This window comes from Pseudomonas sp. SDO52101_S400 (assembly GCF_054071635.1).
The window spans coordinates 11,146-27,033 of the sequence record NZ_JBSVWF010000060.1 but is presented as its reverse complement, the minus strand read 5'-3'; the positions used below and the strand labels follow the sequence as shown (position 1 = coordinate 27,033).

Annotated in this window: 14 protein-coding genes; 8 read left to right on the top strand and 6 right to left on the bottom strand. The window is 60.5% G+C overall.

All coding sequences use genetic code 11. From position 1 onward, the window contains the following. Position 1 precedes the first annotated feature (1 nt). Together ACW9HX_RS24260 and ACW9HX_RS24255 are read left to right on the top strand one after the other, a co-directional pair. Entirely contained in the window at positions 2–1,129 is a 1,128-nt protein-coding gene (locus tag ACW9HX_RS24260) for an NAD(P)/FAD-dependent oxidoreductase (protein ID WP_457382538.1), read from the top strand. A 93-nt stretch (positions 1,130–1,222) separates the two neighbouring features. Beyond that, a complete protein-coding gene (locus ACW9HX_RS24255) occupies positions 1,223–1,864 on the top strand; it encodes a helix-turn-helix transcriptional regulator (RefSeq protein ID WP_085729709.1) in 642 nt (213 codons plus the stop codon). A 107-nt stretch (positions 1,865–1,971) separates the two neighbouring features. Here the strand turns inward: ACW9HX_RS24255 and ACW9HX_RS24250 are convergent, their stop codons facing one another. The 6 genes from ACW9HX_RS24250 to ACW9HX_RS24225 all read right to left on the bottom strand — a co-directional run bounded on the left by ACW9HX_RS24250 (position 1,972) and on the right by ACW9HX_RS24225 (position 7,048). Continuing rightward, positions 1,972–2,748 carry an ABC transporter substrate-binding protein gene (locus tag ACW9HX_RS24250; protein WP_457382537.1) on the bottom strand — a complete coding sequence of 259 codons (777 nt, stop codon included), beginning with the start codon at positions 2,746–2,748 and terminating at the stop codon, positions 1,972–1,974. A gap of 182 nt (positions 2,749–2,930) precedes the next feature. Beyond that, positions 2,931–3,383, bottom strand: coding sequence for a molybdopterin synthase catalytic subunit MoaE (moaE, locus tag ACW9HX_RS24245; protein ID WP_457382536.1), 453 nt, complete (start codon positions 3,381–3,383; stop codon positions 2,931–2,933). Between the two features lie 3 nt (positions 3,384–3,386). After that, positions 3,387–3,629, bottom strand: coding sequence for a molybdopterin converting factor subunit 1 (gene moaD, locus ACW9HX_RS24240; protein WP_457382535.1), 243 nt, complete (start codon positions 3,627–3,629; stop codon positions 3,387–3,389). Next, positions 3,626–4,099 carry a cyclic pyranopterin monophosphate synthase MoaC gene (gene moaC / locus ACW9HX_RS24235; RefSeq protein ID WP_007957321.1) on the bottom strand — a complete coding sequence of 158 codons (474 nt, stop codon included), beginning with the start codon at positions 4,097–4,099 and terminating at the stop codon, positions 3,626–3,628. Before moaC ends, moaD begins: the two co-directional genes overlap by 4 nt. Before the next feature lie 101 nt (positions 4,100–4,200). Continuing rightward, the gene (locus tag ACW9HX_RS24230) at positions 4,201–5,595 is read right to left on the bottom strand and encodes a PhoH family protein (RefSeq protein ID WP_085729706.1); all 1,395 of its coding nucleotides are present in this window, start codon (positions 5,593–5,595) and stop codon (positions 4,201–4,203) included. Between the two features lie 349 nt (positions 5,596–5,944). Then, positions 5,945–7,048: a polysaccharide deacetylase family protein gene (locus ACW9HX_RS24225; protein ID WP_457382546.1), complete on the bottom strand. Its 1,104-nt coding sequence runs from the start codon at positions 7,046–7,048 to the stop codon at positions 5,945–5,947. Positions 7,049–7,208: 160 nt separating this feature from the next. On the opposite strand from ACW9HX_RS24225, the gene yaaA reads away from it, so the two are divergent. The 6 genes from yaaA to ACW9HX_RS24195 all read left to right on the top strand — a co-directional run bounded on the left by yaaA (position 7,209) and on the right by ACW9HX_RS24195 (position 15,883). Beyond that, positions 7,209–7,988, top strand: coding sequence for a peroxide stress protein YaaA (gene yaaA, locus ACW9HX_RS24220; protein ID WP_457382534.1), 780 nt, complete (start codon positions 7,209–7,211; stop codon positions 7,986–7,988). Positions 7,989–8,798: 810 nt separating this feature from the next. After that, positions 8,799–10,115, top strand: coding sequence for a nucleotide sugar dehydrogenase (locus tag ACW9HX_RS24215; protein ID WP_457382533.1), 1,317 nt, complete (start codon positions 8,799–8,801; stop codon positions 10,113–10,115). A gap of 82 nt (positions 10,116–10,197) precedes the next feature. Then, a complete protein-coding gene (alg8, locus tag ACW9HX_RS24210; RefSeq protein ID WP_457382532.1) occupies positions 10,198–11,679 on the top strand; it encodes a mannuronan synthase in 1,482 nt (493 codons plus the stop codon). A 35-nt stretch (positions 11,680–11,714) separates the two neighbouring features. After that, positions 11,715–12,884 (top strand): PilZ domain-containing protein, encoded by a 1,170-nt coding sequence (locus tag ACW9HX_RS24205; RefSeq protein WP_457382531.1) that lies wholly within the window; start codon positions 11,715–11,717, stop codon positions 12,882–12,884. Between the two features lie 15 nt (positions 12,885–12,899). Continuing rightward, the gene (algK, locus tag ACW9HX_RS24200; protein ID WP_457382530.1) at positions 12,900–14,405 is read left to right on the top strand and encodes an alginate biosynthesis TPR repeat lipoprotein AlgK; all 1,506 of its coding nucleotides are present in this window, start codon (positions 12,900–12,902) and stop codon (positions 14,403–14,405) included. Further along, entirely contained in the window at positions 14,402–15,883 is a 1,482-nt protein-coding gene (locus ACW9HX_RS24195) for an alginate export family protein (RefSeq protein ID WP_457382529.1), read from the top strand. Before algK ends, ACW9HX_RS24195 begins: the two co-directional genes overlap by 4 nt. Positions 15,884–15,888: the final 5 nt, after the last annotated feature.

Below are 15,888 nucleotides of genomic sequence, written 5' to 3'. Positions count from 1 at the left end.
CATGAGTCATGCAGATTTCATCATCATCGGCGGCGGGATTGCCGGCGCTTCCACCGGTTTCTGGCTGTCGCAACATGGCAAGGTCGTGGTGCTGGAACGCGAGTCGCATCCGGCCTATCACTCCACCGGGCGCTCTGCCGCGCTGTTCACCGCCGCTTACGGCACGCCGCAGGTTCGGGCGCTGACCCAGGCCAGCCGGGCGTTTTTCGATCACCCGCCCAGCGGCTTCTGTGAGCACCCGCTGCTGACCCCGCGAGGCGAAATGACCGTGGACTTCACCGGCGACGCTGCCGAGCTGAATAATCAATATCTGAGCGCCAAAGCCACGGTGCCGGAGATGCAGTTGCTCAGCGCGGAAGAAGCCTGCGTGCGGCTGCCAATCCTGCGCCGGGAAAAAGTCCACGGTGCGATCTACGACCCGACCGCCAGCGACATCGACACCGACGCTCTGCATCAGGGTTATCTGCGCGGCATCCGTCGCAACAACGGGCAAGTCCTGACCGATTGCGAAGTGCTCGGGCTGAGCCGTGATGCCGAAGGGGTCTGGCAAGTGCAGACCAACGGCCAGACTTTCAACGCCCCCATCGTGATCAACGCGGCAGGCGCCTGGGCCGACAAGATCGGTGCCCTGGCCGGCGCCCGGCCGCTGGGCCTGCAACCGAAACGCCGTGCGGCGTTCATCTTCGCCGGGCCCGAAGGCGTGGACATTCACCACTGGCCGATGCTGGTCAGCCTCGACGAATCGTTCTACATGAAGCCCGACGCCGGCATGTTCCTCGGCTCGCCGGCCAACGCCGACCCGGTCGAGCCCCACGACGTGCAGCCGGAAGAGCTGGACATCGCCATGGGCATCTACCAGATCGAAGAGGCGACGACCCTGACCATCCGCCGCCCCACCCGCACCTGGGCCGGTCTGCGCAGCTTCGTGGCTGACGGCGATTTGCTGTCCGGGTTCGATCCGCAAGTGCCGGGGCTGTTCTGGGTCGCGGCCCAGGGCGGCTACGGCATCCAGACTTCACCGGCGATGGGCCAGGCCAGCGCGGCGCTGGTGCGCGGTGAGTCGCTGCCCGAGCACCTCAAACAATTCGGCCTGACCGCCGCCATGCTCGCCCCTGCCCGCCTGGCCTGACCGACCACCCGGATGACTCGCCCAACGGATTGCGGCACACTCGCAACGCCCCCGGATCACGGGGGCGTTGACGTTGCCTGGAGCTCCACAGTTATGACCGCCCCTGAACACACTCCCGAGCTGAATGACGCCGCGCTGGATAACTACCACGCCATCGCTGACGCCATTGCCACGCTGTTCTTTCCCCATGCCGAAGTGGTGTTGCATGACCTGCGCACGCAGAAGGTCGACTACATCGCCAATAACCTGTCGAAACGGGTGATCGGCGATGAATCATCGCTGGAAGACATGCTCAGCGACGACGTCAGCGAACGGAACATCGGTCCGTATGAAAAGCTTAACTGGGACGGCCAGAAGATTCGCAGCCTGAGCACCGTGCTGCGCGACAGCGAAGGTCATCCGCTGGCGGTGCTGTGCATCAACCTGAATATTTCGCTGTTCGAGAATGCCAAGGCTGCGCTGGACCTGTTCCTCTCGCCGAGCAAACTGATCCCGCAACCGGACTCGCTGTTTCGCGATGACTGGCAGGAGCGCATCAACACTTTCCTGCACGCCTGGCTGCGCGAGCGGCAACTGAGTCTGAATCTGCTGACCCGCGATCACAAACGCGAACTGGTACTGGCGCTGCACGCCGAGGGGGCGTTCAAGGGCAAGAGCGCCTCGAACTATGTGGCCAATGTGCTGAACATGGGGCGGGCGACGGTTTACAAGCATCTGAAGGAATTGAAGGGCTGAAAATTTGCGGTGAATGTTACGGCCTCATCGCTGGCAAGCCAGCTCTCACAGGTTTTGTGTACACCTAAAATCTCTGTGGGAGCTGGCTTGCCAGCGATGGCGGACTATCAGTCGCCGTAGATGTCCGACTTGAAGTACTTCTCGGAAATTTTCTGATACTCGCCACTGGCGCGAATGCCGTCGATGGCGCTATTCAATTGGCTGACCAGTTCGGTGTTGCCCTTGCGCACCGCAATCCCGGCGCCCTCGCCCACGTACTTCGGATCCTTCAGCTCAGGCCCGACAAACGCGTAACCCTTGCCCCGTGGCATCGACAGGAAGTCGGTCAGCGGAATGGTGTCGGCAAAGATCGCGTCGAGACGCCCGGCCGCCAGGTCCATGTAGATTTCTTCGTTGTTGCCATAGCGCTTGACGTTGATGCCCTTGGGCTCGAACACCTCGGTGGCGTAACGATCGGTGGTGGTCGCACGCTGCACGCCCACGGTCTTGCCCTTGAGGCTGGCGTACTGGTCATCGACGGTCGCGCCTTCCTTCATCACCAGCCGCGACGAGGTGAAATAGTACTTGTGGGTGAAGTCCACGGATTTCTTGCGGTCTTCGTTGATGGTCATGGACGACAGCGCCATGTCGATTTTCTTCACTTTCAGGGAAGGAATCAGGCCGTCGAACTCGCCCTCGACCCACACGCACTTGACCTGCATCTGCGCGCACAAGGCATTGCCGATGTCGTAGTCGAAACCGACGATTTCACCTTGGTCGGTCTTTGAGGCGAAGGGCGGATAGGCCGCTTCGATACCGATACGCAAGGTTTTCTCGGCGGCAAACACGTTGCTGCACGCCAAAAGGCTCAGCGCCAGACCGGTGATGAGGGGGAATTTCTTCATGTTCGTTCTCTCGCGGGTTGTTGTTGGTTTGGCAAGACAGAAGAAAGAGCTGAAACAGGGAAAAGCTTTATTTGTACTTGTAAATCCATACTGGACTTTTACGTACAAGCCGTCAATTGGACAAACGCCATCGGCGTCAGCCGATGGTCGGGAGTCGAGGGAAGATTGATTGAGGAGAGGAATTACTGCTTCCAGCGATCCGCAGCGGCATGATCGCTGTCACGACCTTCGACCCAGCGCGGGCCGTCGCTGGTGTTCTCTTTCTTCCAGAACGGCGCGCGGGTTTTCAGGTAATCCATGACGAAGGCGCAGGCGTCGAATGCCGCCTGACGATGGGCGCTGGCGGCGCCGACGAACACGATCGGCTCGCCCGGCTCCAGCGCGCCGATGCGATGCAGCACTTCCAGCTTCAACAGCGGCCAGCGCTGTTCAGCCTCCAGGGCAATCTTGCCGAGAGCCTTTTCGGTCATGCCCGGATAGTGCTCCAGAAACATTCCGGCGACATCGAGGCCATCGTTGAAGTCGCGCACGTAGCCGACAAAACTCACCACCGCGCCGACGCCGACATTGGCCGCGTGCATCGCATTGACTTCAGCGCCAGGATCGAACGCCGTGGGCTGCACACGAATCGCCATGTCTCAGCCTCCGGTCACGGTGGGGAAAAACGCCACTTCGTCGCCATCGACCACCGGCTCGTCGAGCTGGCAAAGGTCTTCGTTGCGCGCGCACATCAGGTTCTGCTCACTAAGCACATCAGCACCGTCTCGCTTGGCGAGCAATGCGCGCACGTCTTCGACCGTCGAAAAATCGCCCTCGACCTTCAGCGAATCCACGCCCAGCGCCTCACGGTAACGGGCAAAAAACTTCACGGTCAGGTTCATGGCTGCTCCGCCTGGAAGTGACCACTCTTGCCGCCGACCTTTTCCAGCAGACGCACGCTTTCGATGGTCATGCCGCGATCCACGGCCTTGCACATGTCATAGATTGTCAGCGCGGCGACGCTGGCGGCGGTCAGCGCTTCCATCTCGACGCCGGTCTGCCCGGACAACTTGCAGCGAGCCACGATACGCACCGCGTCGTCGCCTTCAGCGCTGAGTTCGACCTTGACGCCGGTGAGCATCAGCGGATGGCACAGGGGAATCAGGTCACTGGTTTTCTTCGCCGCCTGGATGCCGGCAATGCGCGCCACGGCGAACACGTCGCCCTTGGGATGGCCGCCGCTGACGATCATCTGCAGAGTGTCGGGCAGCATGCGCACCAGCGCTTGGGCCGTCGCCTCGCGGAACGTCACGGCTTTTTCGGTGACGTCGACCATGTTGGCGCGACCTTGGGAATCGAGATGAGTCAGCACGGGATTACTCCTGATCAGGAGTGCCGATTGTAAACCTGCGGGTCAAATTTCCGCACATAAAAAACCGGGCGACTTTGCAGTCGCCCGGTTCCTTTGGCAGGTTACAGATGCGATTCGGCGTATTCGGCCAGAATCGAACGCGGCACCCCTTGCAGGGTGATGTGCACACCGTTGGGGAAGTCTTTGAAACGTTCGGTGAGGTAAGTCAGCCCGGAACTGGTCGCGGACAGGTAAGGGGTGTCGATCTGCGCCAGGTTGCCCAGGCACACCACTTTGGAACCGGCGCCGGCCCGGGTGATGATGGTTTTCATCTGGTGCGGCGTGAGGTTCTGGCATTCGTCGATCAGGATCAGGCTCTGCTGGAAGCTGCGACCGCGAATGTAGTTGAGCGATTTGAACTGCAACGGCACTTTGCTGAGGATGTAGTCGACGCTGCCATGGGTGTTTTCGTCATCCATGTGCAAGGCTTCGAGGTTGTCGGTGATGGCGCCGAGCCAAGGCTCCATTTTTTCCGCTTCGGTGCCCGGCAGGAAGCCGATTTCCTGGTCCAGGCCCTGCACGCTGCGGGTGGCGATGATGCGGCGATAACGCTTGCTGACCATGGTCTGCTCGATCGCAGCGGCCAGCGCCAGGATGGTCTTGCCGGACCCGGCGGCGCCGGACAGGTTGACCAGATGAATGTCAGGGTCGAGCAAGGCGTACAGCGCCAGGCTCTGATAAATGTCACGCGGCTTCAGACCCCAGGCTTCCTGATGCAGCAGCGGTTCCTGGTGCAGATCGAGGATCAGCAGCCGGTCCTCTTCAATCTCCTTGATCCAGCCGACGAAACCTTGCTCATCAATGATGAACTCGTTGATGTGCACCGCCGGCAGGTTGTCGATCAATTGCACCTGGTGCCAGGTGCGGCCATGGTCCTGACGGGTTTCGACCTTGCTCACGCGGTCCCAGAAGGAGCCGGTCATGTTGTGATAACCGTTGGGCAGCAGGGACACGTCGTCGACCAGTTGGTCGGTGCTGTAGTCCTCGGCGTCGATCCCGCAGGCACGCGCCTTGAGGCGCATGTTGATGTCTTTGGTGACCAGCACCACCGGTTTCTTCGGATCGCGGGTGTGCAGGTCGATCAACTGATTGATGATTTTGTTGTCGTTCAGGTGCTCGGGCAGAATCAGGTTCGACTCTGCCTGTTTGCTCATCAGAATTGACAGCAACCCCTTCGGCCCGCTCTTCCCGCGCTGGATCGGCACCCCTTGCTCGACGTCTTCGGGCGAGGCATCGCCCAACGTCTTGTCGATCAGCCGGATGGCCTGGCGGCATTCGGCGGCCACGCTGTGATGCCCGCTCTTGAGCTTGTCCAGCTCTTCAAGCACGGTCATCGGGATCGCGACGTGGTGTTCTTCGAAATTCAGCAGGGCGTTTGGATCGTGAATCAGTACGTTGGTATCGAGTACATAAAGGATTGGCTGGTTGGAGGAAGGGCTACGTCCGTGATCATCCATACTCGGTCACCTTTGTGGGAGCCATTCGACGCAATACCTGGGCGGTGCTGCGCCTCGAAGTGACTGCCGAATCCACCTGCACAGCTTTTGTCGGGATAGCAGGTGAACCGCACACAAAATGGGTCTTGGAAGACGCCACCTGTGTTGCAGGTTTCGGCGGTCTGACTTCGTAATACTCCAAAACCCGTGACAGAAAAAAGCACTTTGACGCTTTTTTGAAGTTTATTTTGCAAAGTGACGAAAAGCCCTTGGCGGACCGCCCTGCCCCCGTTAGAGTCGGAAGTCCGCCTGCATCGAATTTTGCAAAAAATTCACCCCAAGCCCAATGTTTCCGGGCTCTTGCCGCTCATCAGCGAAAAGCGTCCTGACAGTCTTCCCAGCCGATGCCGCTTTGCGCGGTTTGCGTGATCAGCCACGGCAACGCCGTCTTCACCGCATCCTGCTTCATGTTGAAATTGATCACCCCGTGACGCCACAACAGCATCAGGGTCAGCACCCGCTGCGCGCTGGGATTGCCCTTGAGCTTGCCGGCGCCGTCCTGGGCATCGATGTCCCACAGCGCCACTTGCAGGCCCTGCGCGTTGAAGAAACCCTGCGCATCGCTGCGGCGCTGGCCATCCGGTGGACGGAACAGCGGCACGTAGTTCTCCGGCAGCTTGTTCTTGACCAGATCGGCGCTGCGTCGCACCGAGTCCTGCCAGTCCTGCCAGTGGCTGTGGGAGCGGAACTCCCAACCCTGCACACCCACGCACTGCCTCGAAAACGCCGCTTGCAGGCTGCTGACCGAACGATCGGCCAGCCGTGCCTGAATATCCTTGCCCAACATGAAGAACGTGCCGCTCAGGTTCGACTTGCGCAGGTATTCGGCGAGCCATTCGGTATTGTCCGGCAGCAGGTTGGCAGCGCTGTCGAAACTCAGCAGGAACAACCGGTCGTGCATCTCGTCGCCGTTACGCTCGTAGTCACCGAAATGATCGACTTCGCTGGTGGTCTGCGGCGACAGCGCCGCCTTGCGCATCAGTTCGTCCAGGTACTGCAGATGAAAGATCCGGCTCGGCTCGGCCCACTTGGTGTAATAGCTTTCATCGCTGACCACGAACTTGGCCGCCTGCTCACGCAGGGTCGGCAAGTCTTCGACGAGGAAGCAGAACGAGGCGTCCTGATCGCAGCTTTGCTGGGCGAAGTTGTAGTTGGTCAGCAGCCGCTGCCACAGGCGAGCGCGCAGGCTGTTGATCGCCTCCAGATTGACCGTGCGCAGCCCCAGGCGCTGGGCCAGCCCAGCCTCATCCAGCGACTCGCTGCCCAGCAGGCCCCGGGCGAACATCAGGATTTCCGCCCGCGAGGCGACGTCGAACAGGGTCGGGTTGTCGAGCTTCTCCGGCCAGGTGCTGCGATCGAGCGTGGCGATATCGCCCGGCGCCGCAACGGCACCGACGCTCAACAGCCACACCATGAATAAAAGAACAATGCGCAAAGGGGTGTCTCCATAACAAAACCCGCGCGGCACTATAGCCGATCCGGCTCGCAAACCGCCGATCACCTATGAACGTGATAGCTGGAGTCATCCGCCCCAACCCCCTAGAATCGCCCCCACGATTAAAGGAGACGACTTCATGCTGATGGTGATTTCCCCCGCCAAGACCCTCGATTACGAAACACCGCCGGCGACCCAGCGCTTCACACAGCCGCAGTACCTCGACCATTCCCAGGAGCTGATCCAGCAGTTGCGCGAACTGAGCCCCGCGCAGATCAGCGAACTGATGCACGTCTCCGACAAGATCGGTGGCCTCAACGCTGCGCGTTTCGGTAGCTGGACGCCGGCATTCACTACCGAGAACGCCAAACAGGCGTTGCTGGCCTTCAAGGGCGACGTCTACACCGGGCTCGACGCCCAGTCCTTCAGCGAAGCCGATTTCGACTACGCGCAACAGCACCTGCGCATGCTCTCCGGCCTCTACGGCCTGTTGCGCCCGCTCGATCTGATGCAACCGTATCGCCTGGAAATGGGCACCAAACTGCCTAACGCCCGCGGCAAGGACCTGTACGCATTCTGGGGCACGCGCATCAGCGAATGGCTGAACGAAGCGCTGGCCGACCAGGGCGATGACGTGCTGCTGAACCTGGCATCCACCGAATACTTCTCGGCGGTCAAACGCACGGCCCTGAACGCGCGAATCATCAACACCGAATTCAAGGACCTGAAGAACGGCCAGTACAAGATCATCAGCTTCTACGCCAAGAAAGCTCGAGGCCTGATGAGCCGTTTTGTGATCCAGGAGCGCATCAACGATCCGGCCGCCCTCAAACAGTTCGATGTACAGGGTTATCGCTACAGCGCCGAACAGTCGAAACCGGACAATCTGGTGTTTCTGCGCGACCACGCCCCGGAATAAAGCATGCCCATTGCACGACTCTTTATAGAAAGAGTCGTGCAGCTCGCACGACGTCAAAAAAACCTCCCGCCTTTTCGTCAGCTTGTTGACGCCATAAAAACAGCACCTCCATTTCTATCTTTTCTTTCACTCGACAGTTGTCATTTTTTTCAGTAGTGGCACCTAAATTTTTTCAGCGTAGTGGCACAAAACCATCTAACGCGATTATCTGCCTATCAATAAAGGGCGAAATCGAAAGTGCTATCAATATGAGAGCAGTGCCATCTTTCTCAATATTTCAAGAAATTTCAGATTTCGCGATCAGCGGACTGGAACTATGTCCAAATGCATAGCTCATACCACCGGTAACGATTCTCGCCGAGCATGTACGAGATAACTTACGCAGAGATCAAAACCATGTAACCAAGTTGTCACAGCAACTAGCCCCAATGGATAACAACTCTGGACAACTATCGAAGGACAGGAGATACGCACCATCAATATCCCCTACAAGGCCAAGGCCGCGCCCTTATAAACGTGCTCGCCAGAGCACCCAACCGCCCGATCTACAGGCCTGCGCCTGACATCGGGCGCGCAATACGAGATTGCACAAGAGTCCTCTGACACGAGGATCAGCTGCATAACAGGGCACGTCACAACAACAAGGCCTGGTTGCGCACATCTTGAGTGCACTTATTTAGACACTCGAAACTTAGTATGCCTGCACACGGCATTGTGGCGCCTGAAAGTCACACTTTCGAGTGCACTAAGACCGCTGAACACCATTAACTCCGGCCCTCTAACGGCCTGATATATACAGAGGTAATTGCGATGCGCATCAGCATATTTGGTTTGGGTTACGTCGGCGCAGTATGTGCCGGTTGCCTGTCTGCACGGGGCCATGACGTGGTTGGCGTCGATGTTGCCAAAGAAAAGATCGACATGATCAACGCTGGCAAATCCCCCATTGTCGAACCGGGCCTGGGCGAGTTGCTGGCACAAGGTATCCAGACCGGTCGTCTGCGCGGTACGACCAACTTCGCCGAGGCGATTCGTGACACCGATCTGTCGATGATTTGCGTCGGCACGCCGAGCAAGAAGAACGGCGATCTGGAACTGAACTACATCGAAGCGGTGTGCCGCGAGATCGGTTTTGTCCTGCGTGAAAAATCCACCCGTCACACCATCGTCGTGCGCAGCACTGTGCTGCCGGGCACCGTGGCCAACGTGGTGATCCCGATCCTGGAAGACTGCTCCGGCAAGAAGGCCGGTGTCGATTTCGGCGTGGCGGTCAACCCTGAGTTCCTGCGTGAGTCCACCGCAATTGCCGACTACGACCTGCCACCGATGACCGTCATCGGCGAGTTCGACAAGGCTTCGGGCGACGTCCTGCAATCGCTGTACGAAGAACTCGACGCACCGATCATCCGCAAGGACATCGCCGTTGCCGAGATGATCAAGTACACCTGCAACGTCTGGCACGCCACCAAAGTGACCTTCGCCAACGAGATCGGCAACATCGCCAAAGCGGTGGGCGTCGATGGCCGTGAGGTGATGGACGTGGTCTGCCAGGACAAGACCCTCAACCTGTCCCAGTACTACATGCGTCCGGGCTTCGCCTTCGGCGGTTCGTGCCTGCCAAAAGACGTACGTGCCCTGACCTACCGCGCCGGCTCCCTGGACGTCGAAGCACCGTTGCTCAACTCGCTGATGCGCAGCAACGAATCGCAAGTGCAGAACGCCTTCGACATCGTTGAAAGCCACGACAAACGCAAAGTTGCCTTGCTCGGCCTGAGCTTCAAGGCCGGCACTGACGACCTGCGCGAAAGTCCGCTGGTGGAACTGGCGGAGATGCTGATCGGCAAGGGTTACGACCTGAGCATCTACGACAGCAACGTCCAGTACGCCCGTGTCCACGGCGCGAACAAGGACTACATCGAGTCGAAGATCCCGCATGTGTCGTCCCTGCTCAACGCGGACTTCGATTCGGTGATCGACAACTCCGACGTGATCATCCTCGGCAACCGCGACGAGAAGTTCCGCGCCCTTGCCCAGCAAGCGCCGCATGGCAAACAGGTGATCGACCTGGTCGGTTTCATGGCCAAGGCCACCGATGCCGGCACCCGCACCGAAGGCATCTGCTGGTAACGCAGCAGCACGCTTCGAGCTTCAAGCCGCACGCCGTGAATCGGCGGCGGCTTGAAGCCCCCATCACCTTCGGATGACGGTCATGTCCAAGCTCAAACATTTTTTTCTGCAATCCGCCGGCTGGCTTTTGTTTCTGAGCCTGCTGATGGGCCTGGCCCTGATGCTGCCCACGTCCACGTTCGACTCCGAGTCGAAGGACTTCATTTTCCTGATTGGCGCCGTGGGTATCTGGCGCTACTCGATGGGTGCCACGCACTTTGTGCGCGGCATGATTTTTCTCTACATCGTCTACCCGCACCTGCGCCGCAAGGTTCGCAAGCTGGGTAAAGCGGCGGACCCGTCCCATGTGTTTCTGATGGTCACCAGTTTTCGCATCGACGCGTTGACCACCGCGCAGGTCTACAGCTCGGTGATCCGCGAAGCCATCGACTGCGAACTGCCGACCACCGTGGTCTGCTCCATCGTCGAAATGTCCGATGAACTGCTGGTCAAGGCGCTGTGGGCGCGGATGAATCCGCCAGATCGCGTGAAGCTCGACTTCGTGCGCATTCCCGGCACTGGCAAGCGCGATGGTCTGGCTTTCGGTTTCCGCGCGATCTCCCGTCACCTGCCGGACGACCGCGCCGTGGTCGCCGTGATCGACGGCGACACCGTGCTCGGCGAAGGCGTGGTGCGCAAGACCGTGCCGTGGTTCCAGCTGTTCGGCAACGTCGGCGGCCTGACCACCAACGAATTCTGCGAAGTGCGCGGCGGCTACATCATGAGCGAGTGGCACAAGCTGCGTTTCGCCCAGCGCCACATCAACATGTGCTCGATGGCCCTGTCCAAGCGCGTGCTGACCATGACCGGTCGCATGTCGGTATTCCGCGCCACCGTGGTGACCAACCCGGACTTCATCGCCGACGTCGAAAGCGACTCGCTGCAACACTGGCGCCTGGGCCGTTTCAAGTTCCTGACCGGCGACGACAAGTCGAGCTGGTTCAGCCTGATGCGCCTGGGTTACGACACCTTCTACGTGCCGGATGCCGCGATCAACACCGTTGAACACCCGCCGGAAAAGAGCTTCATCAAGGCCAGTCGCAAACTGATGTTCCGCTGGTACGGCAACAACCTGCGGCAGAACTCGCGAGCGCTGGGCCTGGGTGTGAAACGCCTCGGTGCCTTCACCTCGGTGGTGCTGTTCGACCAGCGCGTATCGATGTGGACCTCGCTGCTGGGCCTGACCGTGGCAATCATCGCCAGCTTCAAATACGGCGGCGCGTTCATCCTCGCGTACCTGCTGTGGATCGGCATCACCCGCCTGATTCTGACGCTGCTGCTGTCCTGCTCCGGTCACCGGATCGGCCCGGCCTACCCGGTGATTCTCTATTACAACCAGATCGTCGGTGCGCTGGTGAAGATCTATGTGTTCTTCCGCCTCGACCAACAATCCTGGACTCGCCAGCCCACTTCCCTGACCCGTGATCTCGCCAGCTTTCAACGTTGGTTCAACACCTGGTCGTCTCGGACCATGACCTTCTCCGCCGGCAGTATTTTCGTCGCCGTGCTGCTGATGATGGTCTGACCCGCCCCTCTTGAATTAACAAGGAAATCGCCCCTATGAATACCGCCGTCAACGCCAACGTAGTGCATGAATCCGAAGCCCAGCGCCAGCACGCCCGAGTGAAAATCCCGGCCAAGCTGCGGTTCTTCGGCCCTGACCGGACACCGGTCGAAGCACGGGTCATCGATCTGTCCGCCGGTGGCCTGGCGTTCAACGCCGGGCAACTGCCGCTGACCGTCGGCGAGGTGCGCAAGGCGCGCCTGCAATTCGTCATCGACAACCTCGGCATCGCCATGGATGTTGAACTGCAAGTGCGCTCCTACGACCGCCAGACCGGCCGCGCCGGTTGCCAGTTCCAGAACCTCGAACCGCAGGACATTTCGACCCTGCGCCACCTGATCACTTCGCACCTGGCCGGCGACATCGTCAGCATCGGCGAAGTGCTGGCGACCCTGCAACGCGACAACTTCACCAAGGCGCGCAAGGTCAAGGACGGCGGCCACGGCATGACCCCGTTCGGTCGTTTGAAAGCGGTGACCTTCAGCGCCGGTATCTTCGCGATCGGCCTTGTGGCGGCGGGATTCATTTTCAAATCGGTGTACAGCATGTACTTCGTCAGCCACGCCCAGGCCGGTCTGGTCAGCGTGCCGGGCATGAACATCACCATGCCACGCGACGGCACCGTGCAGAGCCTGGTGAAGTCCGACGGCGTCGCCGCCAAAGGTGCACCGCTGGCGACTTTCAGCACCAGCATGCTCGACGTGCTCAAGGGCCATCTGGATGAAGATCAGTTGCAACCGGCCAAGGTTGAAGAACTGTTCGGCAAGCAAATGACCGGCACCCTCACCTCACCATGCGATTGCACCGTGGCCCAGCAACTGGTGGCGGACGGTCAATACGCCAGCAAGGGCGACGTGATCTTCACCCTCGTACCGCGCAATACCCAGGCCACCGTCGATGCACGCTTCTCCTATCGCCAGTTCGGCGACGTGCGCCCGGGTACTCCAGTGAGCTTCCAGATCGCCGGCGAAGACCAGACCCGCACCGGCAAGATCGTCAGCAGCACCAGCCTGAAAAGCGCCGACCTGTCTTCCGACATCCGCGTGCAGATCCAGCCTGACGAGCCGCTCGACAGCAGCTTCGCCGGCCGCCCGGTGGAAGTGAACAGCGACCGTGGCCCGAACCTGAACTGGCTGATCGACAAAGCCATGGCTGCCGGTCTTTAAGTCGAGGACATGCCTGTGACGATTCCTACTCCTTTGAACACGCCGCAGCCCTTGTGGGAGCGGGCTTGCTCGCGAATGCGGTTCAACATTCAGAATCAGTGTGGGCTGACACACCGCCTTCGCGAGCAAGCCCGCTCCCACATGGGTCCTCTGTGTGCAGTTGCATTGGCAGTCAGTCTGGCCGGTTGCGCCGGCCTGCCCGACCAGCGTCTGGCCAACGAAGCGCTGAAGCGCGGCGACACCGCGACTGCCGCGCAGAACTACCGTGCGCTGGCCGACTTGGGTTACAGCGAAGCCCAGGTGGGTCTCGCCGACATCCAGGTCGACAGCCGCGACCCTGAGCAGATCAAACAGGCCGAGGCGACCTATCGCGCAGCCGCCGATGTGTCGCCGCGTGCCCAGGCCCGTCTCGGTCGCTTGCTGGTGGCCAAGCCCGGCTCCACCGAAGCCGAGCATCACGAAGCCGAAACCCTGCTGAAGAAAGCCGCCGCCCATGGCGAAGGCAATACGCTGATCCCGCTGGCGATGCTGTACCTGCAATACCCGCACAGTTTCCCGAACATCAACGCCCAGCAGCAGATCGACCAGTGGCGCAAATCCGGTTACCCGGAAGCCGGCCTGGCGCAGGTGCTGCTGTATCGCACCCAGGGTACTTACGACCAGCATCTGGATGACGTGGAAAAAATCTGCAAGGCCGCGCTCAACACCACCGACATCTGCTACGTCGAACTGGCCACGGTCTATCAAAAACGTGCGCAGCCAGACCGGCAAGCCGAGCTGATCAAGCAGATGCAGGCCGCTCACAGCCGTGGCAGCGTCAGCGCCCAGCGCGTGGACTCCGTCGCCCGCGTGCTTGCCGATTCGACCCTCGGCAAGACCGACGAAAAAACCGCGCAGTCGCTGCTTGAGCCGATCGCTCCAGGCTACCCGGCGTCGTGGGTGACGCTGGCGCAATTGCTCTACGACTTTCCGGAACTCGGCGATGTCGATCAGATGATGCAGTACCTGGACAACGGCCGTGCCGCCGACCAACCGCGCGCCGAGCTGTTGCTGGGCAAGCTCTACTACGAAGGCAAACTGGTGCCGGCCGATGCGAAAGTCGCCGAGGAACATTTCCAGAAAGCCATCGGCCGCGAAGTCGCCGCCGACTACTACCTCGGCCAGATCTACCGCCGTGGCTACCTGGGCAAGGTCTATCCGCAGAAGGCCCTCGACCATCTGCTGACCGCTGCGCGCAACGGCCAGAACAGCGCCGACTTCGCTATCGCCCAGCTGTTTTCCCAAGGCAAGGGCACCAAACCCGATCCGCTCAACGCCTACGTGTTCAGCCAATTGGCCAAGGTACAAAACACCCCGCAAGCCGACGAGCTGGCAACCACGCTCGCGGCGCAATTGCCGCCCGAGCGCCTGGCCGAAGCCCAGCGTCTGTTGCAACAGGAACAGGCCAGCCGTGGCGCCCTGAACCCGAACGCAATGCAACTGCACGCCCTGCAAGAAGAAGACGGCGAGGAAAAATTATGAAGTTGAATCCATTCGTGAAGGCCGGCATTGGCCTTTCGTTCGCGCTGATCTGGTCTTGCCCGACACTGGCCGCGATGACTGAAACCAAGAACTTCGGCCTCGAAGTGAAGATCACCGGCCAGTCCGAAGACGACCGCGACCTCGGCACCGCCCCGGGCGGCGACGTCAACGGCCTCGGCCTCGATCTGCGTCCATGGGTCTACGGCGAAAGCGGCGCGTGGAGCGCCTACGCCATGGGCCAGGCCGTGACCTCGACCGACATCATCGAGACCGACACCCTGCAACAGTCCGACGGTGAACAAACCACCGACAACGGCGACCGCAAGACCAAGAAAAACTACCTGGCGATGCGCGAGTTCTGGGTCGGATACAGCGGTCTGACGCCCTACCCCGGCGAGATCCTCAAGTTCGGTCGCCAGCGCCTGCGCAACGACGACGGCCAGTGGCGCGACACCAACATCGAAGCGCTGAACTGGACCTTCGACACCACCCTGCTGCGCGCCAACGCCGGTATCGCCGAACGCTTCAGCGAATACCGCACCGACTTGAAAGAGCTGGCGCCGAAAGACAAGGATCGCCTGCACGCCTACGCCGATGCCGCTTATCAGTGGACACCGGGCAACTGGGTCGGCATTCGCGGCCACCACACCCATGACGACGGCAAGCTCGACTACGCCGAACCCGGCGTACCACGTGATTCGCTGGATAAAACCCAGAACGGCGACATCAGCTGGCTCGGCCTGACCGCTGACAGCGACGCCTACAACTGGCGCAACACCAACACCGTCAACTACTGGGGCAGCATCACCGGCATGAGCGGCGACCGCGACACGGTCAACGCCCTCAACGCCGATGGCACTCGTCCGGCGCAAGCCAAGCGCAGCGACAACGTCGACGGCTGGGCCACCGACATCGGTGTGCGTCTGCGTCTCGATCCGCAGTGGCAGGTCGGTGCGGCGTATGCCCGTGCCAGCGCCGATTACGAACAGAACGGCCTGGAAAGCAACCGCTCGAACTACACCGGTACTCGCTCGCGGGTTCACCGTTTCGGCGAGGCCTTCCGTGGCGAAATGAACAACATGCAGACCGCCACCCTGTTCGGTTCGTGGATGCTCAACGACCAGTACGACGCCAGCCTGATCTACCACAAGTTCTGGCGCGTGGACGGCAACAAGCCGGTGGGCAGCAATGGCATCAACGCCGTGGAAAACAACACCGACGACGTCACCGGCGCGATCCTCTCCAGCACCTCCCTGCCTCTGGACGATGGCAAAAAAGACCTCGGCCAGGAAATGGATCTGGTGGTCACCAAGTACTTCAAGCAAGGCCTGCTGCCGGCGGCCCTGAGCCAGTCGATCGACGAGCCAGCGGCGCTGGTGCGTTTCCGTGGCGGCGTGTTCAAACCGGGTGACGCCTATGGCAGCCAGGTCGATTCGTACATGCACCGCGCGTTCATCGACGTGATCTGGCGCTTCTGATGCTG